Genomic DNA, 25,123 nt, shown 5'->3' on the forward strand with positions numbered 1-25,123 from the left:
CCAAGGCAGTGTTATTATCGCTGTCCAAAGAAAATAAAAGTCCCCCTGTTGATGCCCATTAGGGTGTGATGTAGAACAATCACTTAATATGACTTTATAATGTCATGTTATAAGGTGTATGCTACCGAGTGAGGTGAAGCTTATGCCGTTAAGCAGACATTTTGAAATCGTTTATATGTTACTCCATAAGAAAAAAGTGACTGCTGATGAATTGGCAGAGCATTTTGAGGTTTCCACACGAACAATTTATCGGGACATAGATGCCTTATGTGCAGCTGGGATTCCCATCTACAGCAGTAGAGGCAAGGGTGGCGGAATATCATTGATGGAGGGTTATGTCTTTAACACCTCTTTACTGTCCGAGCAGGAACAAGATGATATCTTAATGGCCCTTCAGAGTGTGGCTACAGCTACCATCCCACAGGTAGAAGAAGTGCTAAACAAGTTGAGTAGGCTTTTTAAAAAAGAAATGGGAAACTGGATCGAAGTAGATTTTTCGCCATGGGGAAGCCAAAACAGCCAGAGACAGCTATTCACTCTTATACGCAACGCAATAATCACAAACCGTGTTATAAAGTTCCGCTATTATAACGTCGCCGGGGAACAGAGTTATCGTAGCATCGAACCTACCAAGCTCTTGTTTAAAGATAAATCCTGGTATGTGGAAGGTTACTGTTTAAATACCGAAAGTTATCGTGTATTTAAGATTAGCCGAATGAAAGAGATTGTAGTTACCGAAATTAGTTATGAGCCAAGAACAGTCGTAGCAGCTACAGATACAAAGATGAACGACTTGCTTCATACCATTGAAGTAACTCTTCACATTTCTGCTCAAGGAGCTTACCGCGTATATGATGAATTTTCCGAGAAAACAATTACTCAGAGGGAAGACGGATCTTATACCGTCACGGCACAATTTCCTGTAGGCAATTGGTTGGACAGTTATCTGCTGTCCTTTGGTCCCCTCCTTATAGAGGTTAGCCCCGAACAAGTACGTAGAAGAATATTGTCTCATTTAGAAACGATGAAAAGAAATTTAAATGATCCTCTATAATATGACATCATGTAGTCATATTATTACTGCTATGATGAGTTTGAAGTTATCGCTCACCACATACTCACCATAGGAGGTTGAAGAATCAATGAATTCACATAGATCCATGCCATCAGCAGTAGAAACTTACTTTACATCAGCGAACAAATCCCAATGTCACCTTCGAGATCGTGGATATGGATGACATTAATAATACCATCGTCGTAATTGCGAAAGTAGACGGAGACTTTGATAAATCGAATCTTCCCGACCCACTCCTACTTAAACATCAATTTCTAGTAAACAACCATAAAATTAAAGAACTGATTATTACACTTCCATAAAGAAATTAAAAAATAAGAAAGGGAAAACGTATATGCCTGCTTATGTTGTTTTTATACGTGAACAGAGTACCGATCAAACTGAACTCCAACTCTATTCTCAGTTGGCACCGGCAGGTTTGGCGGGACATTCCGTCAACCCCCTAGCAATGTATGGCGCATACCAGGTCCTCGAAGGACCCGATATTGAAGGGCTGGCCATCTTGGAATTCCCCACTTTTGAGGAAGCACAAGCTTGGTACTTTAGTCCAGCCTATCAAAAAGCCCTAAAACATCGACTGCGCGGAGGGCGGTACCGGGGTATCATTGTCGATAGTGTGTGAGGTTCGCAAAACAAGTGAATCCGGAGTAGAGATACCTAGAGGTATTTCTCAACCACATTGTCAAAATTAGGAGGAATTATTCACATGAGTTTTCAATTAGAAAGCATTTTAAGTGAGTTTAAAAGCAAAAGGGCCTTGGTCACAGGCGGTACCAAAGGAATGGGAGAGGCTATTGCTAAAAGACTTACGGTTGCAGGTGCTACTGTAATTACTACGGCTCGAACTACTCCAGTAAATTTAGAAAATCCGGATCTATTTATTCCAGCCGATATTAGTATGCCTGAAGGTGTAGATAAAGTGGTAACCAGCGTTCTTGAGCGCCTAGGCGGTGTAGATATTCTTGTCAACAATGTTGGAGGCTCGTCAGCCCCATCCGGGGGAGCTCTTGTCTTGACGGACGAGCATTGGCAGCAAACTTTTAACGCCAATCTGTTTGCTGCCGTTCGTTTAGACCGTGGACTGCTGCCGGCTATGGTGAAAAAGGGTTCAGGTGTTATTATTCATATTTCATCTATTCAACGTCGCTTGCCTCTATATGATGCAACATTGGCTTATGCTGCGGCCAAAGCAGCTTTAACTACTTACAGCAAAGGATTATCCAAGCAGTTTTCGCCTCAAGGCATTCGTATTAATACAGTTGCGCCAGGCTTTATCGAAACGAAGGCAGCACAAAGTTTGATTGATCGGATTGCTGAGACGACAGGCGACCGAGAAAGTGCATTAAAGCAACTAATGGACTCGTTGGGAGGAATTCCAATTGGTCGTCCAGGACTACCAGAAGAAGTTGCTGAGCTTGTTGCTTTTCTGGTATCCGACCGGGCCGCTTCTATTACAGGAAGTGAATATAATATTGACGGTGGAACAGTTCCAACGGTCTAAAACTCAAGCTAAATACGCTTTATCCAAATATTCTTCAGTCTAACACTTTATTTTCATCTGACATTCGCGCAAATAATGAGAAAAAAAAGCCTATCTAATGAGCAGACATACGTAAAACGTATTATCTATGTTCTTCAGATAGGCTTCTATATAGCTATTTACCGTTTAATAACGATCAGCTTGGTTTCCAGCATTTCTTCCATAGCGTACTTTACACCTTCGCGTCCGGTGCCACTTTGCTTCACACCGCCATACGGCATATGGTCAACACGGAAGCTTGGTATGTCATTGATCATCACGCCTCCCACCTCAAGCTTGTCCGCTGCATCCAGCGCGGTCGTGATATTACGTGTGTAAATTCCCGCCTGTAAGCCATAAATTGAATCATTCACATGATTCACAGCCTCATCTACAGAGCTAACGGAATGAATCAGCACAAGTGGGGCAAACACTTCGCGGCAAGATACCTTGGAAGTCGGGTTCACATCGAGCAATACGGTTGGCTCCAGAATCTCTCCTTCAGCATGGCCACCCAGAGCGATCCTCGCACCTGCCTGGACTGCTTCCTCCAGCCACTCACGAACACGCTCGACATCCTTGGCTGAGATGAGCGCCGATACGTCCGTGTCCGGGTCTAGCGGATCTCCAATTTTTAAACGTTGAGTCGCCTCTACAAATCGGGATACAAATGTATCATACAGCTCATCGACAACGTAAATACGTTGAACCGAGATACATACCTGCCCCTGATTGGCAAAGGCTCCACTTACACAACGGTCGATGACCGCGTCTACATCCGTATCACGGTCAATAATAACAGCCGCGTTGGAACCCAGCTCCAGCGTGACCCGCTTCAAGCCAGCCTTGGAGCGAATTTCTGTACCGACCGTCGGGCTACCGGTAAAAGTGATATAGCTAACGCGCGGATCAGTGACCAGTACGTCGCCAATGGTTTTACCATCGCCGCTGATCACGTTAAGAGCACCCGCAGGCAACCCGGCCTGCTCCAGCAGTTCCGCGATCAAGTAAGCCGACAGCGGTGTCTGCTCCGCAGGCTTCAATACGACCGTATTGCCTGCTGCCAGCGCAGGGCCCACTTTATGAGCGACCAGGTTCATCGGGAAATTAAATGGTGTAATAGCTCCTACTACCCCGACAGGTTCTTTAAGCGTGTAGGCCATTCGGCCCTCGCCGCCCGGTGCTGCATCCAGCGGAATGGTTTCCCCGTGAATGCGCTTGGCTTCTTCGGCTGCGAACTTGTAGGTTTGCACGGTCCGATCAACTTCCGCGAGCGCAGCCTTCCATGGCTTGGACGCTTCGCGTGCAATGATACGTGCTGCATCCTCACGCCGCTCTTCCAGCAGGTCAGCCAGCTTCTCCAAGATAGCTGACCGCTGGTGCGCTGGCATGGCCCGCATCTCTGCACGTGCATTAGATGCGGCCTGAATAGCGGTCTTGGCATCCTCAGCAGTGGCCTCTGCTACCTCAGCAATGACTTCCCCAGAATACGGTGATTTCAGTGTCGTATATGATGAAGCTACTTGCCATTCACCACCAATAAATAAATGCTGCTGCATGCTTTTTTCCTCCTTTTCTCTATATCAATGTTCCTTTTAACATCTATTTTACCGTCAGTACCGGACAAGGTGCATGCTGAATCACATGATGACTCACACTACCCAGGATCAGCTCCGAAACAAGTCCCTGTCCCCGTGTTCCCATAATGATCATATCCGCCTTTTCCTGCTTTGCACTCTCGCAAATAACACTCGCCGGATCACCATGACCCGCCAGCATACGGTACGAAATGCCCTCGTCCTTCAAATAGTCGGCTGCAGGCTCCAGAATATGACGACCTTCCTCTTCGATCCGCTCATCCACATCAATCCCAACCGGGGGCTCATTCATGGATAAAGTCGGATTTACATGCAATACGGTCAGATGCAGGTTCCCCTGAAGCTGCTTGGATAACGTTTTGGCTGTCTCCAATGCCTTCATAGCGTGTTCCGAACCATCAATCGCGACCAGAATCTGTTTGAATTCGCTCATATTCTTTTCCTCCCCAGAAGTTCAATGTTAGTGTGCATCTACCTGAATATCCTGCATATGTCGGCGACGTACGATCAGCACAGCTACACCAATCAGTACCATCAACGCTCCAAAATAAAACGGAGTTTCTGCTGCATACCACTCTGACAGCTTCCCTGCAAGCCACGGTGAAATGGCCCCGCCCAAAAAGCGCATGAAGCTGTAAGCCGCAGATGCTGTGGAGCGCTCCACTGGAGCAGCCTGCATAACAGCGGTTGTAATCAATGTATTGTTAATTCCCAGAAAAATACCAGCTACAATGACGGCGACAATGACAGTCGTTGGCGAACCAGCTACCGTCCCAATCGCCATAACACCTAAATCAATGGCAAATAGCGTCAGCATGATACTAATGGAAGATACCACGCTCAAGCGTGCTTGAATCTTTGGTGCTACAAACACCGAGGTAAAAGCCAGCATAATTCCCCAGCCAAAAAATACATAACCTAAACCATGCTCGTCCAGATGCATTACATATGGAGAATACGCCATCAACGTAAAGAATCCAAAGTTATATAACAACGCCACAATGCCGAGCGTGAGTAAAGCTGGATAACTAAGCGCTTTGAACGGATCGGCAATGGAGCCACGTTTTTTGGGCTTTGGAATCGAAGGCAGCATAAACGTAATGAACAAAAATCCTACTACCATCAGTCCGGCTACACCGAAAAACGGACCACGCCAGGAGATGGAGCCTAACTCACCGCCCAGCAGCGGGCCGACTGAAATCCCGAGGCCCAAGGCCGCTTCATACAAAATAATCGCTTTAGCTGTTCCAGAAGTGGACAGACCAACAATCGCAGATAACGCTGTTGCGATAAACAAAGCGTTCCCCAAACCCCAGCCTGCTCGGTAGCCTACAATTCCGCCAACCGTATTGGCCGTACCGCCCAATCCAGCAAACACAATAATAAATAAAATCCCGGTTAGTAGCGTCCATTTGACACCCAATCGACTTGATACGACGCCCGTAATCAGCATCGCAACGCCTGTCACCAGATTATAGCTGGTAAACAGCAATGACACTTGGCTTTTCGTAGCATGAAGCTGATCGGCAATGGCCGGAAGAATCGGATCGACTAATCCCAGACCCATAAATGAAATAACACAAGCAAAGGCGACCGCCCATACGGCTTTAGGTTGAGACAGCAAGCCTGAGCGTTCTTTTAACTCTTCAGGTAATGCATGTTGTGAACTCATATTATGATGTTACCTCCACATCTGAATATAAATGTTCTTGTTATGATGGGTCGTGTTCAAGTTCCTCATCCAAAAGGATTTTGCGTTCACGAACCCTGATCCGCAGCTCTTCCAATTCAGTCTGGAGCATACGGATACTGTTGATTTTCCCCTCCATTAATTCCAACTGTTCGTTCAGCGTACGTTCCATATCCTCCAACATGGCCCGTCGCTCAATTGGTTGCAAATGCTCCGTCCGCTCGCGATATTCCTCCCGCTGCCCCTTGAGCATTTCCGCTGCGGACATGTAACGCTGAAGCTCTTGCAAAGAAAAACCAAGCACTTCCTTGGCACTCACTATTTTTTTTAGTAGATCCACATCCTCCTGCGTATACAGCCGCATATTTCCTTCACTGCGCTGCGGGGAGGGCAATAAGCCGATTTCCTCATAATAACGAATAGTTCGCTTGGTCAAACCGCTTTGTTTCGCGACCTCATCAATTTTATACGTAACCATGACACCCACCTTATGAAAAAGATTATATATAAATACTACGCCTATATAACGTTAACGTCAACGTAAACTTTAAAACAAAAAGAAACCGCCTCTGTTAGAGGCGATTCCTATTTGGGATTGCATGGTCATAGACCCGAAACATCGGCGCTCAAGCCCATGAATATCGCTTTAGATGAAAATAGTACGTGTGATGATAACCAGCAAAATGAAGAGTACCAGAATAACACCAGTGGAAGTAAACATGCCATAACCGCCACCGCCACAACCACAACCTCTTTCTACTTCACCCATCTTAGAATTCCTCCTCCCTCTGTCGATTACAACAAATCGCCCGAAATCAAATTCTTGAGCTGAGAATTAGATAACGAATGCTTTGGAAATAATAACGAGCAGAATGAAAAGTACCAGAATCGCTCCTGTAGATGTAAAAGCTCCATAACCAGCGCCTACTCCAGACATGGTGATTCCTCCCTTCATGGTTTACAAGAGCATCTTATGCTTATGTTACCGTCCATGATAGGGACAAATGCCGCGCCTGATGCCCAAATGTGGGTTAAGATTCTACGGTTCCGTATCCTTCGGATGCCAGCATACCACGATACAGTAGGTTTCGTGCCTGCATGGCAAGAACAGACGGACTTTCGCGCCCAGGCAGCAATTTCGTTAACGTCAGCCGTTCTATCAAACCGATCACGCATTCTGCTGTCAGTTCAGGGTCCAGTTCCTCACGGCAGGAACCCCATCGTTGTGCTGCCATCAGATGTTTTTTGATGTGCTCTGCCATTTCCGCCTTAATGCGCACCGAGTCTGCTGCCTGGTAAAATCCGACACGAGTGATCGCCGGATTATTAGACAACACGCGAAAAATAGCCTCCAGAAACACTTGTCCCCGTCTCAAAATTTCAGTCTCGCTCTGATCCGGGTCTACCTTCATGCTCTGTACTGTCTCATTCACCAAAGTACGAAAGCTCTCCACAAGCTCCTCATACATCTGTTCCTTGCTTTCAAAATGAATATAAAAATCCGGCTGCGTCAATCCTGCACGCGCCGCGATCGAACTTACCTTTGTCTGATAAAACCCCGTCTGAGCGAACTCTTCAGCCCCCGCTTCCAGTAACAACCGTCGACTTTCCCGACTTCTGACTCCCGCTCTCATCACGGTCTTGCCCCCTTACGCCACAAATCTATCGTATTATAAAATTCCTTTGCAGTAAGAACAACGGGCTTGAGGATGATATATACCTGTCCTTCAAAAGTCCTAATACAGAAGAACTGAAGATTTTGGAAAATCAAGGGCATCCCCCTTCAAGGTATAATTAACCAATTGGACGGATGAACGAGCAGGAGTGAGTATATCGAAATCAAATTTATATATGATGTTATACAAATCTCAATGATGAGGACAATATTTACGCATCATTTCAATTGTTATCAGATCATCATCCAGCCCCCGTTGTTGCAAGGCGTCGATAATTTGCTGGCGCTCCTGATCTTTAACATTTTGGCCAAATTTAAACTTGGCGGTCCATTCCTCGGGTACAATTTTGATCAGAGCGACCCCTTTCAAACGTGAGGCATACCGAGAATCGTTGGCATCAATCGTGTCATACCCGCCTTCCGGTTGCAGCTTACTCATAAAAATGGAAAATGCTGATGCTTTTTCTTCCAAATCCACTACATGCTCCGCATGACCACGCACGGTAATACTTTTAAAAAATGAAGTCGCAGGACATGCCATATGTTCATCTGTAAAATAAGATGGAATGAGCGCATACTCTTTGGCAGCTGAAAAAGTAACCCGGTTATCCTCTTTCATTCGTTCCATCTTTTCTCCAGCACGGCTACCATGAATATAAAAAACGCCATTTCCATAAGCGAAATTCAAGGGAACCACACGCGGAAAACCATCCTCGCTGTTCATGCCTAAAAATCCGGAACTGACCTCGCTTAGAAACTGCTCTATTTCCTCTAGTTCTTCTACCGTAAATTCCTTTCTTCTCATAGGGAACTCTCCTTCCATCTATTGACCAACGATATATTTCAGATTATGTTGAAAATGGATTATTAAAAAGACCCAATATAAACGAAAATGACTGGTCCAATATAAGGAGAAAAGTATGGACATTACGATTGCTTATCAGCGTGCGATTCAAACATATCATTTGAAATACTTGGCATTGTATCACGCTCTTCGAGAGGGAATTCTCACTGGCTGCCTTGCCAGCGGTACGCGCCTGCCTTCCAGTCGCGATCTGGCTGTGATGTATGGAATTTCGCGCGGGAGTGTTAAAGAAGCATACGATATGCTGTTGGCAGAAGGATATGTGAATTCGGTAGTAGGCAGAGGAACGTTTGTTATGGAACAGACCGCAATGCTGCCAGACGAATCTCTAATCGACCAGCAAAACCAAAACTCGCCTAATACAAAACAAAAAGCCCCTGCTCTATCAGCATGGGGACAACGAATAATGCAGATCGAAAGGGAACGAGCCTTATACTCGACTCCTGTGTATGCTACAGATAGAGATGGTGCACACCAGCCTTTGATTTCTTTTCAAGCAGAAGAAGTTATATTGGAGGGCAGCTCACAGATCGCATGGAAAAGTGCATTGGCTGCCGCCGGCAAAGATCTGCAGAAGCCCTCGGATGACTCGATGCCTGCACCAGTGAACGGTGATAACTGGCTGCGTGAAGCAATTTGTCATCATGTTGGCAGAACACGCGGAATTACGGCCACCCCCGAACAAGTCGTATTATGCAGCGGTTCCATGGAAGTGATCACGTTACTAAGTCAGCTGCTTATTCATGAACAAGATAACATTGTACTGGAAAATCCCTGTTATTCCGGCATCTATCGTGCAGTAACTGCCTCAGGCGGACAGATACACGCTGCTGAACTGGATCAGCATGGAATTATTCCACAGGATTGGGATGCCAAGCTCCTGTTTGTTACGCCTGGACGGCAGTTTCCAACCGGTGCTGTATTGCCATTAACACGCCGTCAACATATTTTGCAATGGGCAGCGTCCAAGGGGGCGTGGATTATTGAGGATGATTATGACAGTGAATTCCGCTGGGCGGGACGCCCTATTGAACCGTTAAAAGTATTAGACCACGCGGATTGTGTCATCTATGTCGGTTCCTTTTCCAAAAGTATGTTCAGCAGCCTTCGACTCGGGTTTGCCATCCTGCCTGTGGAGTTGGCCCAAGCACTGACTGCTGCCAAACGACTATACGATCCCCTGCCGCCTGCCCGCTTGGAACAGCGTGCACTGGCACGTTTTATGATACGCGGAGACTACATTCGTCATTTGCGGCGGATGACTCGAATATACAGATCACGCTACGACGTGTTCCAGCATGAAATACAGCCGTTGAGTGAACTGTTTCACTGGCATCAGAACGATTGTGGTTTACACGCCTATGCCATCTGGAAGCATGGACCTGCCCCGTATCATCATTTGATGCAGATGGCACGATTTTATGGAGTCACATGGCGTGATGCCGCAGATTACCAACTGACACCGGGACCTCCTTCAGCCTGCTTTAACTTTGCCTACTTAACGGAGCAGCAAATTATCGAAGGTGTTAAGCGTCTGTGCCAGGCCTGGGATCGTATCAAACATGAGTATCACGGAGCAAAGCTGAAGCTTTAAAAGGGTGCTCCATTCGCACTTTATATATAGCAAATTAGACTAACGATAAAGAAGACTTGCCCTTTCCATTCCCTTACTTTTTCATATGATGCTAGTAACTTAAAAGAATTGGAGTGAGAGAAATGGCAGTTAGTCCACTTTGTAAACGGTTTGCCGATATATTAAAAGCAACACCTCAGATCATTAACGGAGTTTGTACTGCATCTGCAGTCAGAAATAACATTAAGCCGATCATTTTGGGGAAAAGGGCCAGATCCTTTCTTGCAATCCCCCAAGCTTTTTCTTTCGAAAGCATTGGCCGCAACGGAAAAGGTTTATGTCTTGGCGAAACTGTGATTCTGACCGCAGAAATTAATCCGTTTATTTCTCGACTTCGTAACCATGATATCAAAGTGACGGCACTGCACAATCACTGGCTATTCGATAACCCTAACCTTTGGTACATCCACTTTGAAAAAGTAGAAAAGCCGCTTGTTTTCGCCACAGAAGTACGTGACGCGCTTAATGTCTTGACAACGAAGCCTGTACGTCCGGTGATTAAAAAGAAATAAGCTATCAATAAATGCAAGAGATCCGCTTAGGCGGATCTTTCTTTGTTATGGCTACCTTTGCCCTGAACCCCTTATTTAATCACTAGCCCCAAAAGGCCCACAAATGATGAAGCCTGATGCGGTGAGATGATGCAGCCATTCAAGTCTTCTATCTCCACTTGTATTCCATCAAATTCGCAATCACTGAGATCTACCCCCTTGAGCTTGGACCCCGACAGGATGGCTTGATCCAGATTGCAACGGGCAAAAGAGGTTTTTTGTAGTGTTAAATGATAAAAATCTGCACTTATCAAAGAACAATCCTCAAAACCAACTTGCTTGAAATTCGCAAAACGGAACATCGAATAATCCCCTAAGCAATCCAGAAAACGAACGTTTTGGAATCTGCTTCTCGAAAAATCCGTTCCAAGCAATTTACAATTTCTGAACTCTGCGCGATGGATAAAGGAACCGGAAAAATTAACATTAGACAGATCACATTTATCAAAAATGACGTCTGTCCATTCACTTTCTGGCAATGACGATTCTGTGATAGTTACATTTTTAAAAGTCATCTTCTCTAATGAAACTTTAACTGCTTCGATATTGTCCAACATGATTTCCTTTACTGCCCCCACACTAAGTTCGTCTTTGGATCGTATGGAGCGTACTTCTTCATTTAATACGGGTAAATCCGTAGGAATCTTCGGTGACTCCATTTTATTTTTCATGATACCTCTACCTCCACTATGAATAGACTTCTAGGACATCTATATGAATCTATTTTCTATTAATTCTCACGCATAAGGTAGCAAAAGTATTTTTGACACATATATTAACATGTGAGTACACTCACGAACCTTTGTTAGGAGGTTGATAGCATGGCAGTACAGCTATCTAATCAAATATTCTCCATCTCGATCGGGGATTACGGAGATATCTCTTCCTTACGTCTGACAGGAGACACCTTCAATACGAATTATGTCTTAAACGGCTCTAACGCACCTAAGCAAAATACGTCAGATCATCAGTGGCTGGGTGAACTTATGTTCACCTATCGTCTCGGTAACGGGGCCTGGACTCGGGCGTGGACAAGCAATTCTGCAGATGCGCGCCAGATCACCCCTTCTGGTAACAGTGTCCAGGTGTCCTATCAAAATTCCTCAAACCATCAGGGAATACGCAATTTCACTTTACATGAAACCTATTCGTTGGTTAACGACTATTTACATTGGCAAATGAAAGTAACGAATACCTCTAATCAAACACTGGAAATCGGAGATTGGGGGCTGCCGCTTCCTTTTAACGAATACTGGTCCGGCGGTAATAACGAACAAATCTATGAAACCAGGGTACTCTCTCACTCCTTTGTAGGTCACCACAGCTCCTTTATTACCGCTGGACGGCCTAGCGGCATCGGACCGTATATCCTGCTGATGCCCGATGCCTCAACGGGTGCTGGTCTCGAATATCAGGATCACTGGAGAGTCGAGGAGCATCCAGGCAGTACATGGGCTATGGAGCAAGGTGGCTGGTCTGAGGGACTGAATGTGTTCTATATCCACTCCAATGTCATCAAAAGCACCAACCGTGGTTATCTCGGGAGCACCAGTCTGTCGCTGGCCCCTGGTGAAAGCAAAACGTATGCCTTTAAATTCTACAAGGTAGCAGACGAGCAGGCTGTAAAGGACAGGCTATACAGCGAGGGACATGTGGATGTGACTGTGGTTCCTGGGATGATTGTCCCGACCAATCTCAAGGCTAAATTCGATCTGCATACCCGTAAATCCATTACCTCTGTCACAGCGCAGTATCCCTCCGAAACGACCATCAACTATTTGGAAAATGCCCCTACAAACCACAAAATATATGAACTTACACTAGGACGATTGGGTCACAACAATATTACGGTGAACTACGGTAACGGCGAAAAAACCGTTCTCCAGTTCTATGCCATTGAACCGGTTGACACTGCACTTCAGCGTCATTCCACTTTCATGGTCAACAGCACGCAATGGAATGTGCCTGGCGATCTGAGGGACAAGGTGTTTGACGATTGGATGATGCAATATAAGGCCAAACGCAACAGCTTTGCCGGCTACTGGGGCTGGGGCGATGATTGGGGATTAACTCACGGCCAGTTTCTGGCGGAGAAAAATGTCCAGAAGCCCGTGGCCTCTGAGATCAAGGCAGTCGATGATTATCTGGAGGTGGCTATCTGGACGAATCTGATGGAAGGCCATCATACCGATTATCTGGTCCCCGATTTCCTGATGCCGCAGCCTAATACGACACCAACGTACCGGGGCTATGCCTATCCGCACATCTATAATACGTTTTTCAGCATGTATAAACTTGCCAAGCTGTATCCCAACCTGATCAGCTATCGCAATAGCAAAAACACATATTTGCTACGTGCTTACCGTATTTTTAAAGCATTGTATGAAGGCCCTGTTGCTTATAACTGGAACACAGGACTTATGGGTGAGCTGACCACACCGGATATAATTAAGGCGCTTCAGGAAGAAGGATTGACTACTGAGGCTAACGACTTGATTGCCAAAATGGCTACCAAGTACAACAATTTCAAAAACACCACCTATCCTTATGGCTCTGAGTACAACTATGACAATACAGGCGAAGAGGCCGTATATACACTTGCCAAAATGAACGGCAATACGACGATGATGAGCAAAATCAATGCCAAAACACGCGCTGCACGCGGTCATATGCCTGTCTGGTACTATTACGCCGATCCGGTCACAATCACCGGAGAGAATTGGTGGAACTTCCAGTATACCACCTCGCTCGCAGGCTATGCGATGGACGACTGGACACGTCGTTATTCGTCCAATCCCGAAGTGGACCAACGTCTATCCTATGCCGCCAAGCTGGCGAACATCGGGGCGATTAATTCGGGACAGATCAGCTCTGATCCTGCCAATATCGGGGCAGTATCGTGGACATATCAGGCAGGCAAGGGCAATTACGGAGCCCTTGGTCTGGACGGCGGCCCTCTGTTTAACGGATGGCGCGGCATGTCCGGGGAAGCTGATCTGGGGCTGTTTGGAGCCATTAAAATCCTAAGCTCGGATGTTGCTGTCGATCCAATATTCGGCTTATTCGGCTATGGCTGTGACGTTACTGAAAGCAATAACAGCTATACGATTACTCCAAAAGACGGCGTATTCCAACGTCTGCATCTGATCACCCAGAAGCTGAGTCTGGAGCTGAACCGGGATCAATATAGCTTGGCCATCGTATCCAAGTCCAAGAACAACATCCGCCTGATGTTGAAAAATACGACACCAGGCACAGCTCATACGACTGCTGTTACGATAACTGGACTCGCGGCAGGTACGTATGACGTATTGGTAGACGGCACAAAAACCGGCTCAGTCACAGCTGTTAACAATGCTGCGACTACTGCCAGACTGAATATCGGTACGGCAGCCAACTACGATATCCGTATTCAGTCCAGTACAGGCAATCCGGCTCCCGCTGGGGACATTATAGCCCATTATGAATTTAACGAAACGGCCGGATCAACCGCAGCCGATTCGTCAGGTTATGGGCAGCAGGCCAGTGTAAATGGCGGCTCGTGGGGCGCGGGACGGAATGGCAATGCTCTGCGCCTTAACGGTACAGACGCCTATGCCAGCCTGCCCAGCGGAATAGTTAGCAGCCTCAATGACTTTACCATTGCCGCGTGGTTACGAGTGAACACGCATAACGGCTGGGCTCGTCTGTTTGATTTTGGAGCAGGAACAGATCGGTATATGTTTTTGACCCCGAAGGCCGAAGGGACAGGTATACGTTTTGCCATCACTGTCTTGGGGAACGGAGAGGAACAGCAGCTGAACGCCCCGGAACTGGCGACAGGGGTCTGGAAGCATGTTGCCGTGACTCTGTCAGGCACTACAGGAATTATGTATGTGGACGGTATAGAGGCGACCCGTAACACTGATATGACGCTGAAGCCTTCCAGCCTTGGACTGACAGATTGGAACTACATTGGGAAATCCCAGTTTGATGATCCTTATCTGAATGGTGCGGTAGATGAGCTGATCATTTACAACAGGGCTCTGACCGCTCAGGAAATCAGGGGCTTGGCCTCGGCAAGCAGCACCATTACAGCCCATGATGTGGGAGTCCAAGCATATGCTGAGGGGGCAGATTAAAATACACCTATGCATTCATTTCATGCCATTAACGTTTTAGATTGTGAATAATTGGTATTATGAATGATTTATACCGTGAAACATTTGCGTCGTAAATGATTGGTATCGTGAATTACTTTTGCTGATGCTTCCCATCGCCTCCGCCCCGGATTTCTTATATTAATTCTGTAATCAGGGGAGAAATCCGGGGAGATGATGCTTCCGAAGCGAGCCTTCCTATGGAAACCTCTTAAAGCGACCATTTTACCGAAACAATCAGCGGCAGCTTTTCCATCAGCAGAGGAATTAGCTCCGTCTAATGCGTGTCGTTCTTGGTCTTAAGCGAACAAGCTCCTCACTGGTGAGTTGTCTAGTATAGGAGCGAGGGGAAGATCCTGTATCTACTCTGAGCACCCTGCCTGCCCCGCTGGGGCGGGCTACTCGTATGTTGAACACCTGCATGAACCACTGTACCGGAAAGGCTATGGATAAGCGACCATCTGCCGTGCCTGCATAGTTGACCGCGGCTGCATAATTATCGGACTGTCTGAGCCATACAGAGCCGGAATCCCCGGGTAGTGATACAGGAGTCGTACCTCTAATAACCGTCTGATCTTCGAAGGTCAGTAAGCCCAACTCTCCCCCATAATTGATTTGCAGGTCCGTATAGACGGACTCTACCGTGCCATTAACCCGCCCGGTTGTACGCCCTACCTTCTTCAATTTTTCTCCTACGCGATAAGCGGTAACATGACCCGGAATGGCTCCCACTGTAGCATAACGCGGATTGAGCAGGTTGTTGCGGGTCGGAAGCGAAAGCGCTGCATCAATCAGGTTCGTTCCGGTGGGATTTAAGCGCACGTAACGATACAGTCGTCCTATACGATTCTGGGCAACCGTCCCCCCATCGGCTCCGCCTGGTTGAATTGTAGCTTCCCGATTGTCTGTATTGGAGGGATTGAGGACATGGTTATTGCTAAAAAGATAACGTGTAGCCGGCTCTCCAGTTGGGGAAACGATGAGTCCGGTTGTACCGGAACCTTCAATCGTCCCGACACTGTAGCCGGCGATGACCGGGCGGATGCGCACTCTGTAGTCCGTGGCATTAGCTCTGATCTTTCCAGTCTTTACAATTCGGATAGGAACGTTCGATTTCTTTCCTAAGGCAGTGGCCGACAAAAGTCCAGTAGAGGCCGACGCTAGACGATCCGTGTACACAATGACAGCGGCTCCCCTTTTGGGATGAGCAGGGTCCCTGTATCCTACGCCAATGCCGTGGACACCAGACATTTTCAAGACACGCTTGGCCATCCGCTTTTTTACTTGAAGCGCGGCCGAGAAGGTAGCCAACATAATCATCTCCTTTTACATTCAGATGAAATATTGTATGGCTAAGGCCGCTCCGCGTTCCATTTGATCTTACGATCACTGTTGCTTCACTTGATCCAAATGGACCGCTGCGCTATCGAACTCCGTATTGAAATGTATATGAAGGTATTACAAAATATGGTATAATCACTCCCGAAATTGACATTCGCTCATTCGATTCTGATGTTCAAGGAGGTACTTCATGTTCTTAACGATATTGACCTACAGCATACAAGCAATTGTAATTTTACTGATTATCTTTACATTGGTGAGAAAAAACAGAAAAAAAATAGGCCGTGGATCACTTTCACTGCTTCTATTTCTTCTTGGCCTAGCTGCTTCTTACGAACTCAGCAATTACACGTTTGGGGATCAATTGTTTTCCTTTTTAGGCTTGCCCGCATGGTCTAATCGTGTTGACAATACTGGATTTCACTATAGCCTTCTACTATCCAGCATTTTTTTCATTCCCGGTATAATCATTGGATATAAAAATCCTGAAGATTTTGGAGCTCTTATCGGAAGACGAGTTTCTAGTATTTATCTATTTTTGATCATCATTTCGCTTTTATTTTTTATAATAAGCTGTTTGTCGAAGTGAAAGTTGGATGTGGGTCATTCCAAAACAAGAGCCTTCCTTAATTATAGGAAGGCTTTGATATTTATGTCATGGGGATGATGGGAAGTACCATCCGCCTGCCCACCGTCTCCACCTTATCCCTTAACCGCTCCCTCCGCGATGCCTTCCATAATGAATTTCTGAAAGAAGGCATAGATCAGGATAACCGGGATAGAGGTCAACACGAGCGCGGCCAGAATAAGCGACCAATCCTTGTTGTACTCTCCAAACAGCATATTGGTCGAGAGAATCAGGGTGTAATGGTTCACATCCGTCAACATCAAAAGTGGAAGCAAAAAGTCATTCCAAATCCACAGGAAATCCAAAATAGCAATCGTGACGGTGATCGGCAGCAGCAAAGGAAATATAATGCGAAAGAACGTTTGGAACTCATTGCACCCGTCCATTTGCGCAGATTCTTCCAGCTCACGCGGGATGGATTTGACGAATCCGTGATACAAAAAGATTGCCATGTTTACACCCAAGCCGATATAGATCAAAGCCAAGCCGTACGTACTGCCTTGAACAGACAAATCCTTTGCCATTCGTGTAAGCGGTATCATTATAGAGTGAAACGGCACCAGCATGGAGGCAACAAACAGGAAGAAAATTGCACTGCTCAGTTTTCCACTTGTACGAGACAGCTTGTAGCCTGCCAGTGCCGAACAGAACACGATCCCGCCAATGCCGATAAACGAAATAATCGTGGAATTCAGAGCGCTGTTCAGCAAATGGGTCTGATGAAAAGCCTGACTGTAATTTTCAAAGTGAAGCTTCGTCGGCAACGCCGTAAAGGATGCAAACATCTCACCCTGTGTTTTAAACGAATTAATGACTGCCATGTAGATCGGGAAGAAGGACACGACTGCGCCCACGCACAGCATCAGCGTGATCAGCAAGGAATTGGCTTTTTTCAGCCTCATGCCTCCACCTCCCTCTTCTTCATGACACGCAGTTGGATCAGAGTGAAGATGAGCACAATGGCGAACAAAATAACGGATTTAGCGCTCGCATAACCATAACGGAAGTTGTTGGAGAACGCCTCCTCATAAATGTTCATTGTAATCACCTGTGTACTGCGTCCCGGTCCCCCGCCAGTCAGCCCATACACGACCTCGTACACCTTGAAGGCACCGTTAAGTGTCAGGAAGAAACAGATCGTAATCGCGTGGGTAATCATCGGCAGCGTCACACTTCGCAATGTCTGAAATGCGTTCGCCCCGTCAATAATAGCAGCCTCCTTCAAGCTCTGCGGTACACCCTGAAGCGCAGCCAGATAGATGATCATCATATATCCCACACCATTCCAGAGCGAGACAATAATGATGGAGAAAAAGGATACTTTCGGATCGCCCAGCCATGATTGACCTAAAAAGGCGATGGCCGTCTTTTCAGCAATCTGCGGCAGCACGGAGGAAAAAACGAATGTCCACATAAATGCGCTAATAATAGTGCTGATCATATTGGGCATAAAAAAGATCGTCCGAAAAAATCCTTTGCTGCGTGTGCGTGACTCAATCAACACTGCCAGTACTAGCGCAAGTACATTTTGCAGCACGATCATGACCAACACGTATTTAAGTGTAAACCAAAGAGAATTGAGAAAATCGGGGTCTTCCTTCAAGGATTCCACGAAATTCCCCAAGCCGATATAGTTGTAATTGGGATTCAATCCATTCCAGTCTGTAAAACTGTAGTACATACCGCTGATCGTTGGAATAAGCAGAAAGATGGCGTAAAAGATTAGTGCCGGAGCAGTAAACGCCAGCAGCATGACGTATTTTTTGTAGATTTTAAAAGGCATGGAGTCTCTCCCTCCCGATGTCATTCTGTAGGTTACCGCTACTTGTTCACTTTGTTATACGATTTCCATGCCTTATCCAGCGCCTTAATGACGTCATCCTGCGAGAGCTGGCCAGCATAATAGGATTGTAGCGATTTGCCTGCCTCATCCTTAACCGCCTGCGGGATTGATGGATCTTGGTACGACTTGCCTGCTTTCACATATTCGGTAGCATCATTAACCCAAGGATAGCTCTTAAACGTATGCACTTTGGAGATGGGGTTAAATTTCAATGCTTCATAGAATGCGCTCGAATCCTTGTCGTCCAACACATAGTTAACAAAATCGAGCGCAACCTCCTTATTCTTGCTGGTAGAGGATACAGCCAGCGAAGTCGAAGTGGACAGATTGATCAGGGTCGCATTAGGATCGTCATTAATCGGCAGAGGTGCTACTCCAAAGTCCATCTTCGGATCAGATTTTAAAATCGTTTCCGCAAACCACGGTCCCTGAATCCACATTGCCGCTTTACCCGAAGCAAATGCCGCCGATCCATCATCCCCGCCAATTTCCAGCGCCTTGTCTGTACCATTGCTGTTCACCAGATCAATAATATCGAACATGCTCTTCATTTCGGAAAAAGAACCTTTGTCCTGATTCATCCGTTCGATAAAATCTTTATTCTGTGTGTTCATCATCGCACCTGCTGTGAGCGGCACGAACAACTGTGGAATCCAGGATTCCTTGTAAGACAACAGGAACGGTTTCACATTATTCGCTTTCAGCTTCTCGACGACAGCCTTCATTTCGGTCAACGTTCCTGGCGGCTTCAAATCCAAATCCTTAAATATCTTTTTGTTGTACAAATAGCCCCAGGAGATCGTTTCCAAAGGAACCGCTACGACTTTGCCGTCTTGGGTTGTCACCGAAGGCTTCACACTATCCATCAATTTACTGACAAATGGCTGACCGGACAAATCCTCCAAGTATCCCGCTTTGTAAAACGGTGGAATTTCATTCACCGCATGCAATGCGAATACATCCGGTGCATCGTTGGAAGCGAGTCTTGTCTTCAGAATTTGTGCGGCATTGTCAGCAGGCGGCATCTCTAGTTGAACGGTGACGTCGATATTTTTATCTTTCTTCTCTTTGGCTACAAACGCATTAATGTATTTATCGTAGTGCTCCTTTAAGCGGGGCTGAGCAATAAACATTTTGAGATTTACAGTTTTGCCGTCTCCACTGGAACCGCTACTGTCACTGCCTGAAGAATTCGCTCCACATCCGGCCAACAACGTGCCAACCAGCATTGTACTCAATACACCTTTCCACATTTTCATGCAAAATGACCTCCCCTAAGTTGAAAATCTCATTTTGTATACGCTTTCATTATAGGATGGGAGGTCACTTCTGCCATTGGACACCCTTAACTTATTGGATTGGATTTTTTTAAACTTCCTTTCTCATTTCACCGGGGGCCATGCCAAAATGCTTTTTAAATACCCGATAAAAATAAGACACATCTTCATACCCAGCCATCTCTGCAACGGCTTTAATTGAAATCTGTTTATTGGAGAGCCATTCCCGCGCCTTTTCCATTCTCCGTTCTACAATGTAGTCCGTTACATTCTGACCATACTCCTGCTTGAATACCTTGCTCATATATTCCTTGCTCACAAAAAAGTTTTTCGCCAACTGCTCCAGTGTAATCGGCCCAGCAAAGTGACTGTCGATATACCGCCGTACCTCCTCCAAATTCAGCTTATTTTTGTATTTCCGTTGCCGAATCAGTTGATCCAATTCCTGAACATAGCATGACGATACGAATTCCAGCGCATGTTCTACAGAGGATAGGGCAGCCTGCGAAAGCGGAAATCGTTCCTTTGCCGTAGAAGTATCCAGCCCGTTATCCGCTGACAGCTCTTTCAGCAGGGAAAGCAACTCCTGTACCAGCCTGCCCAGCATAGGTTGACTTGGTGCTCCATAACTCTCCAGCTCCTGCACAACCTGCCTGCATGTTAAGTTCACCCCGTCACGATTCAGTTCATTAAAATAAAGACGCAGCAGTTGCTTATACCGGGTTAACTTGTGGAAAAACTCATAATCCAGTTCTGTTACTTCTGGCTGCTGTTCGGCCTCCTTGACCTCCAGATCGTTTTTGCATTTGAGCAGCACCGCATTCAGCTCGACAGGATTGACAGGCTTGAGCAAATAATCAACAGCCTTGTAACGGATCGCATGTTTGGCATATGCGAAATCATCATAACCGCTCACGACAATGATTTTCACATCAGGACATTGGTTATTTAGCGCTTGCAGCAGCTCTACTCCGTCCGCACCCGGCATGTGCATATCCGTAATCACAATGTGGGGAGCTAACTCCCCGACCAGCCTGAATGCCTCGTCTCCATCCTCAGCCTCACCCACTACTACCATTCCAAGCTTTTCCCATGTGCCAAATGTCTTCAAAATATCGCGGTTCCACGGCTCATCGTCAACGATTAATACCCTGATCATATTTTGCCCTCCTCTGCTGAGACGAATGGAATACGAATAGTGACACATGTACCGACTCCCTGCTCACTATCTATAGTCACTCCATAATGCACTCCAAAATTCATTTGTATGCGTGAAGCCACATTGCTTAATCCGATATGACTGCCCTGCGCCCAAATTGGTTCCTCCGATGCGTTTTCCAGCTTAGCCCGAACTTTCTCCAGCTTGTCCGGGGGCATACCGTTACCATTATCGCTGACCGTAATGCACACTTCTTCCTTCATAATTTCCACGCGGATTGCCATTCGCCACGCCCCTGCCTTGCGATCAAGACCATGCTGAAACGCATTTTCCAACAATGGTTGAAGCGATAGCTTCGGCAAACGAATATCCATCGCCTGCTCTTCTGTCTCCACCTGAAATACCAATCTTTGCGGAAAACGACGCTGCTGGATACGCATATAATGTCCCACATGATCAAGTTCTGCACGCAGAGAGGCCATATCCTGAGGCTCACGTACCACGTAACGGAACATCTCACTCAGCGAACGAATGACTTCATAGGTATCCTCCGGCTTTTGCGAAAACACCATACTTCCGATCATTTGCAGCGTATTTTGCAGAAAATGAGGATGAATCTGCGCCTGGAGCGCTTTCAATTCAGCCGTCTTTTTTTGCAAATTGATACTGTATTCCGTCTGGATATGCTCGCGTATTCGGCCTGCCATCCCATGCAGACTTCTTTCCAGTAACCCAATTTCATCCGGTCGTGTACTTGGCTCTCCAACTGGCCCCTTGATCATATCAAGCTCCTGCACCGAACGCGCCAAATGGACAATCGGGCGTGCAGTCCGCCATGCGATGAAAACGGCAATGCAGATGGAAACCAGGATTGAAATCACGCCTACGACAATACCATACAGCATGGTTGAAAAGGCACTGTGGTTAATGGAGGAAGTCGGTACGATTTTGACCAGTTTCAGTCCAACTACATCCAGATCATTGTAGAACACATAATGTTCGGCAGTTTGAAGCATCCCGTGGCCCGGCTTAACATCACGAAGAGCGGTCAGTACTCCTGGAGGAGGAGGCGACTGACGAGCCTGCGTTGGATACATGACCCTGCCATCCCCATCTGTAATCAATACCTGGTGCTGATCCCCACGTCCCAGCAGACCCAGCGTCTGATCAAATTGTGACCATAGCACCTCCAATGAAATGGCCCCCGTCTGCTTCTGGTCTTCAAAACGCCGAATACTGCGTGTCAGTGTAAAGCGATCAGGATCAGCAGGGCTTGATCGAATCGAATAATCCTTGTTCGCTTGCCACATCTCGGCGTACTGCGAGGGAATACCGCTCACTGTCGTAATTTCATTTTGCATACTATTAAAGGTAAATAGGGTTTGCGATTGCTTCAGATACAGCTGAATACCGATGACATGACTCCCGGCTGAATAATATACATTCGCCAGCGTATTCAACATTTTTCGCTGAGCATTAAATTGGCTTGAAAGATTGTCAGGCTCGCGTTCATTCAAATAATCGCTTAGATCAGGGCTGATCTGAATGCTGTAAATCAGATGATTCAGACGATCTAATTGGTCGCTGATATAAATGCCCGTCCATTTCATATTGGACATGTTCGTCTCGACCACTTCGGTTTCCATAGATGCTCTGCTTTTCTCCGCAGCCAGCACCGTGACAGCAATGACAGGCACAACAGATAGAACAATCATCGTCAAAATCAGCTTGAGCTGAATGCTGCTTCGATACGGGGCCGTCAGCGCCCGGAACCAGCGGACTGCTCGGGTTGGCATAGCGATGCACTCCTCTATTCAGCCATATGCGAAAACGCCCCGCAATTCGCAGGGGCGCTTCAATGTGCCGGATCGTTACGGCGGGATACCTATTCTGTATTATTCGTACGTCGATTTCAACTCATTATTCATCATTTACGCTTCTTCGATAATTATAACACTCCAAGGCTTCAATTGGAGCAATTGTCCATGGGTAACCGCCTGCTCTCCGATCAGCTCCTTGCCGTCCCCGTGCGGATACACCACCGAGCCTGCTTGTTCGGAATAGTTAAAATAGTACCGGATCGTTCGTCCCAAATCATTCGTACCAGACTTAACAATGATCGGATAAGAAGCTTCCTGATCCAGTCCCCATACGCCTGCCTTTTTGGCTACAGAGCTGAACAATTCGCGGATGACCGCCGAACTGATGATACAGCCGATGTAGGTCGCCGTTCCCTGACCATAGCGATTTTGCGTAATCGCAGCATATTTGCCCCAATGCGGGTGATCGTAATAGGCTAATACTTCGGCAGTCGTCGGCATTATCAGCTCCATCCATGTATCTACCTGATTGTCCTCTTCTGCCACTTTAAAAGGATTATCCTTGAGTGTCACATTTTTCGGCTCCACAAACAAGCTGTAATGAATACCACACGCTTCGCTAATCACGCCCGGCTGCTGCGATGTTCTCACCTGCACATGTTCGTCGGTAAATCCGCTGCGGGACGTGTATACCACATGACCACCTTGTTCGACATATCGGTTCAGCTTTTCCAGCAGTGTATCTGGCGCAGAATACAGACTCGGAACGATCAAGAGATCATAGTCATCAAACGATTCTGTACCCGGATGGACGATATCTGTACCAATATTCAGCTTATACAGCTCGTCATACAGACGGCGTACGATGTCATTGTAATTCAGTGGGCTGTTCATATTAAACTTAAACCAGTTAATGGATGTCAACGCTTCGTTGCTAACCAGGATAGCTGTTTTATTTTTCTTTTTCAGATTGACCAGATGCGTGGACAGTCTTGCAAAGTCCTTCCCTATCGTCTGTGCTTCCTCATACACAGGATTCGGTTCAAAATCATGACTAAGCAGACCCTTCCAGTAGGTTTCGAAGGAATTATGAATGGAATGCCAGTGCCAGTAAGCTACCATATTGGCCCCGGAAGCCAGATGACTGAACGCTTGCAGACGCAATTGTCCCGGATAAGGAACCCAGTGTGTAAACGCCTGCGCCTCCGTTTCCAGCACTAAGTAATTATTATGTTTTGTCGAACGTGCCACATCACCACCGAAAGATATTTCAATTCCAGTCAAATCATCTTGTGATGGATGGTAAATATCGACACCCGTCACATCAAACGCTTCAGATGCAGCAAAGTGATCCACGTCCGGCTGAACTCCAAAGGAATGACCTCTCCACTCAAAATCAAAATTTTGCGTAACAAATTGGTCTTCCCGCTTATATTCATTGACAATCGCGACCTGCCAGGCCAGGAAGTCCGTCACCAGCTTGCGCTGGAACTGGGAAAAGGCCGCTCCCAAACTTCCATTAATCGTTCCGACCACCGAAGGGAAGTCCTCCCAGCTATTGATGCGATTGCTCCAGTAATCCAAGCCAAATTTGCGGTTCAGCTCCTCCAGTGATTCAAACCGCTCCCGCAAATACTTCACAAACTGTAATTGCACATTGGGACCACTCGTATTGTAATGCTTTGTCTCGTTATCTGTCTGAAAACCAATAACTGCCGGATGCTGGCTTACCCGTCCAATCAGCTTGCGTATGATTCGCTCAGCATGGAACAGATACACCGGGTTCGTAATGTCCATAATCTGACGAGCCCCGTATTTGCCCGGTCCCTGAGGTGTTGTCGCCAAGACATCGGGATGCTCCTTCACCAGCCATGTGGGTACGGCATAGGTCGGCGTGCCCACAATGACCTCAATACCCGCCTTATGCATGGCGTCCAGCACCCGATCCACAGAGGTGAAATCAAACACTCCGTTCTGCGGTTCATGCGTACTCCAAGTAGATTCGGCTATCCGCACTACATTGATTCCTGCATCCTTCATCATTTGGATATCTTGGTCCAAACGGTCATAAGGCATATATTCATCATAATAAGCAACACCGTACAATAGCTTTTTCATCGAGTCGTCCTCCAATAAGTTTAATGCTCCCTGATTACAATATGGTGTCGCTTTCAAAAATACTATATATAAACGATTTTTTATGTAAAAGCATGTATTACAGCAATTGTAAGCGCTCTTTTATTATAGATGAATGTTAGGTACAATGAGATTGTCTAAGCGGTGTAAAATTTGCCCTAATCGAAGGTGATC

Annotated in this window: 23 protein-coding genes; 7 read left to right on the forward strand and 16 right to left on the reverse strand. The window is 46.5% G+C overall.

The genetic code is table 11. The annotated features are described in order from the left end of the window. The first annotated feature begins 142 nt into the window (after positions 1 to 142). The 3 genes from ACXHJ2_RS19805 (at position 143) to ACXHJ2_RS19815 (ending at position 2,576) form a co-directional block, all read left to right on the forward strand. Positions 143 to 1,054, forward strand: a complete 912-nt coding sequence (locus ACXHJ2_RS19805) for a helix-turn-helix transcriptional regulator (RefSeq protein WP_165082955.1) — start codon at positions 143 to 145, stop codon at positions 1,052 to 1,054. A gap of 355 nt (positions 1,055 to 1,409) precedes the next feature. Next, positions 1,410 to 1,697: a DUF1330 domain-containing protein gene (locus tag ACXHJ2_RS19810; RefSeq protein ID WP_064961767.1), complete on the forward strand. Its 288-nt coding sequence runs from the start codon at positions 1,410 to 1,412 to the stop codon at positions 1,695 to 1,697. A gap of 84 nt (positions 1,698 to 1,781) precedes the next feature. Continuing rightward, positions 1,782 to 2,576: an SDR family oxidoreductase gene (locus ACXHJ2_RS19815; protein WP_165082957.1), complete on the forward strand. Its 795-nt coding sequence runs from the start codon at positions 1,782 to 1,784 to the stop codon at positions 2,574 to 2,576. A gap of 158 nt (positions 2,577 to 2,734) precedes the next feature. Here ACXHJ2_RS19815 and ACXHJ2_RS19820 read toward each other — a convergent pair whose 3' ends face one another. The 8 genes from ACXHJ2_RS19820 to ACXHJ2_RS19855 form a co-directional block, all read right to left on the reverse strand. Next, entirely contained in the window at positions 2,735 to 4,153 is a 1,419-nt protein-coding gene (locus ACXHJ2_RS19820) for an aldehyde dehydrogenase family protein (RefSeq protein WP_165082959.1), read from the reverse strand. 43 nt (positions 4,154 to 4,196) lie between these two features. Continuing rightward, on the reverse strand, positions 4,197 to 4,625 hold the full coding sequence (locus ACXHJ2_RS19825; RefSeq protein WP_013369348.1) for a universal stress protein: 429 nt from the start codon (positions 4,623 to 4,625) through the stop codon (positions 4,197 to 4,199). A 27-nt stretch (positions 4,626 to 4,652) separates the two neighbouring features. Beyond that, positions 4,653 to 5,864 carry an MFS transporter gene (locus tag ACXHJ2_RS19830; protein ID WP_165082961.1) on the reverse strand — a complete coding sequence of 404 codons (1,212 nt, stop codon included), beginning with the start codon at positions 5,862 to 5,864 and terminating at the stop codon, positions 4,653 to 4,655. Between the two features lie 40 nt (positions 5,865 to 5,904). Continuing rightward, entirely contained in the window at positions 5,905 to 6,360 is a 456-nt protein-coding gene (locus tag ACXHJ2_RS19835; RefSeq protein ID WP_013369346.1) for a MerR family transcriptional regulator, read from the reverse strand. Between the two features lie 168 nt (positions 6,361 to 6,528). Beyond that, the gene (locus ACXHJ2_RS19840) at positions 6,529 to 6,651 is read right to left on the reverse strand and encodes a hypothetical protein (protein WP_013369345.1); all 123 of its coding nucleotides are present in this window, start codon (positions 6,649 to 6,651) and stop codon (positions 6,529 to 6,531) included. A gap of 66 nt (positions 6,652 to 6,717) precedes the next feature. Beyond that, entirely contained in the window at positions 6,718 to 6,819 is a 102-nt protein-coding gene (locus ACXHJ2_RS19845; RefSeq protein WP_014599460.1) for a hypothetical protein, read from the reverse strand. A 94-nt stretch (positions 6,820 to 6,913) separates the two neighbouring features. After that, complete coding sequence (locus ACXHJ2_RS19850; protein ID WP_025678023.1) at positions 6,914 to 7,516, reverse strand: TetR/AcrR family transcriptional regulator; 603 nt, start codon at positions 7,514 to 7,516, stop codon at positions 6,914 to 6,916. Between the two features lie 234 nt (positions 7,517 to 7,750). Next, positions 7,751 to 8,362 carry a pyridoxamine 5'-phosphate oxidase family protein gene (locus ACXHJ2_RS19855; protein WP_165082963.1) on the reverse strand — a complete coding sequence of 204 codons (612 nt, stop codon included), beginning with the start codon at positions 8,360 to 8,362 and terminating at the stop codon, positions 7,751 to 7,753. Positions 8,363 to 8,477: 115 nt separating this feature from the next. Between ACXHJ2_RS19855 and pdxR the strand changes: the two genes are divergently transcribed. Both pdxR and ACXHJ2_RS19865 read left to right on the forward strand, forming a co-directional pair. Continuing rightward, complete coding sequence (gene pdxR, locus ACXHJ2_RS19860) at positions 8,478 to 10,016, forward strand: MocR-like pyridoxine biosynthesis transcription factor PdxR (protein ID WP_165082965.1); 1,539 nt, start codon at positions 8,478 to 8,480, stop codon at positions 10,014 to 10,016. A 122-nt stretch (positions 10,017 to 10,138) separates the two neighbouring features. Beyond that, the gene (locus ACXHJ2_RS19865) at positions 10,139 to 10,567 is read left to right on the forward strand and encodes a DUF1259 domain-containing protein (protein ID WP_165082967.1); all 429 of its coding nucleotides are present in this window, start codon (positions 10,139 to 10,141) and stop codon (positions 10,565 to 10,567) included. Positions 10,568 to 10,638: 71 nt separating this feature from the next. Here ACXHJ2_RS19865 and ACXHJ2_RS19870 read toward each other — a convergent pair whose 3' ends face one another. Next, entirely contained in the window at positions 10,639 to 11,277 is a 639-nt protein-coding gene (locus ACXHJ2_RS19870) for a pentapeptide repeat-containing protein (protein WP_126666859.1), read from the reverse strand. Between the two features lie 150 nt (positions 11,278 to 11,427). On the opposite strand from ACXHJ2_RS19870, the gene ACXHJ2_RS19875 reads away from it, so the two are divergent. After that, the gene (locus ACXHJ2_RS19875) at positions 11,428 to 14,727 is read left to right on the forward strand and encodes a DUF5695 domain-containing protein (RefSeq protein WP_165082969.1); all 3,300 of its coding nucleotides are present in this window, start codon (positions 11,428 to 11,430) and stop codon (positions 14,725 to 14,727) included. Between the two features lie 285 nt (positions 14,728 to 15,012). Here the strand turns inward: ACXHJ2_RS19875 and ACXHJ2_RS19880 are convergent, their stop codons facing one another. Beyond that, entirely contained in the window at positions 15,013 to 16,059 is a 1,047-nt protein-coding gene (locus tag ACXHJ2_RS19880; protein WP_165082971.1) for a chymotrypsin family serine protease, read from the reverse strand. A 217-nt stretch (positions 16,060 to 16,276) separates the two neighbouring features. Here ACXHJ2_RS19880 and ACXHJ2_RS19885 point away from each other — a divergent pair, with 217 nt between their 5' ends. Next, positions 16,277 to 16,675 (forward strand): hypothetical protein, encoded by a 399-nt coding sequence (locus ACXHJ2_RS19885; RefSeq protein WP_165082973.1) that lies wholly within the window; start codon positions 16,277 to 16,279, stop codon positions 16,673 to 16,675. 113 nt (positions 16,676 to 16,788) lie between these two features. On the opposite strand, the gene ACXHJ2_RS19890 is transcribed toward ACXHJ2_RS19885, so the two are convergent. The 6 genes from ACXHJ2_RS19890 to ACXHJ2_RS19915 all read right to left on the reverse strand — a co-directional run bounded on the left by ACXHJ2_RS19890 (position 16,789) and on the right by ACXHJ2_RS19915 (position 24,931). Next, on the reverse strand, positions 16,789 to 17,616 hold the full coding sequence (locus tag ACXHJ2_RS19890; protein ID WP_064961755.1) for a carbohydrate ABC transporter permease: 828 nt from the start codon (positions 17,614 to 17,616) through the stop codon (positions 16,789 to 16,791). Beyond that, positions 17,613 to 18,497, reverse strand: a complete 885-nt coding sequence (locus ACXHJ2_RS19895; RefSeq protein WP_165082975.1) for a carbohydrate ABC transporter permease — start codon at positions 18,495 to 18,497, stop codon at positions 17,613 to 17,615. The genes ACXHJ2_RS19890 and ACXHJ2_RS19895 overlap by 4 nt, the downstream gene beginning before the upstream one ends. A gap of 38 nt (positions 18,498 to 18,535) precedes the next feature. Beyond that, positions 18,536 to 19,816: an ABC transporter substrate-binding protein gene (locus tag ACXHJ2_RS19900; RefSeq protein WP_165082977.1), complete on the reverse strand. Its 1,281-nt coding sequence runs from the start codon at positions 19,814 to 19,816 to the stop codon at positions 18,536 to 18,538. 109 nt (positions 19,817 to 19,925) lie between these two features. Then, entirely contained in the window at positions 19,926 to 20,993 is a 1,068-nt protein-coding gene (locus ACXHJ2_RS19905; RefSeq protein ID WP_165082978.1) for a response regulator transcription factor, read from the reverse strand. Beyond that, positions 20,990 to 22,789: a sensor histidine kinase gene (locus tag ACXHJ2_RS19910; RefSeq protein WP_165082980.1), complete on the reverse strand. Its 1,800-nt coding sequence runs from the start codon at positions 22,787 to 22,789 to the stop codon at positions 20,990 to 20,992. The genes ACXHJ2_RS19905 and ACXHJ2_RS19910 overlap by 4 nt, the downstream gene beginning before the upstream one ends. A gap of 135 nt (positions 22,790 to 22,924) precedes the next feature. After that, positions 22,925 to 24,931, reverse strand: a complete 2,007-nt coding sequence (locus tag ACXHJ2_RS19915) for a beta-galactosidase (protein WP_165082982.1) — start codon at positions 24,929 to 24,931, stop codon at positions 22,925 to 22,927. Between the last annotated feature and the right edge of the window lie 192 nt (positions 24,932 to 25,123).

Source organism: Paenibacillus sp. ALE3, assembly GCF_054113405.1.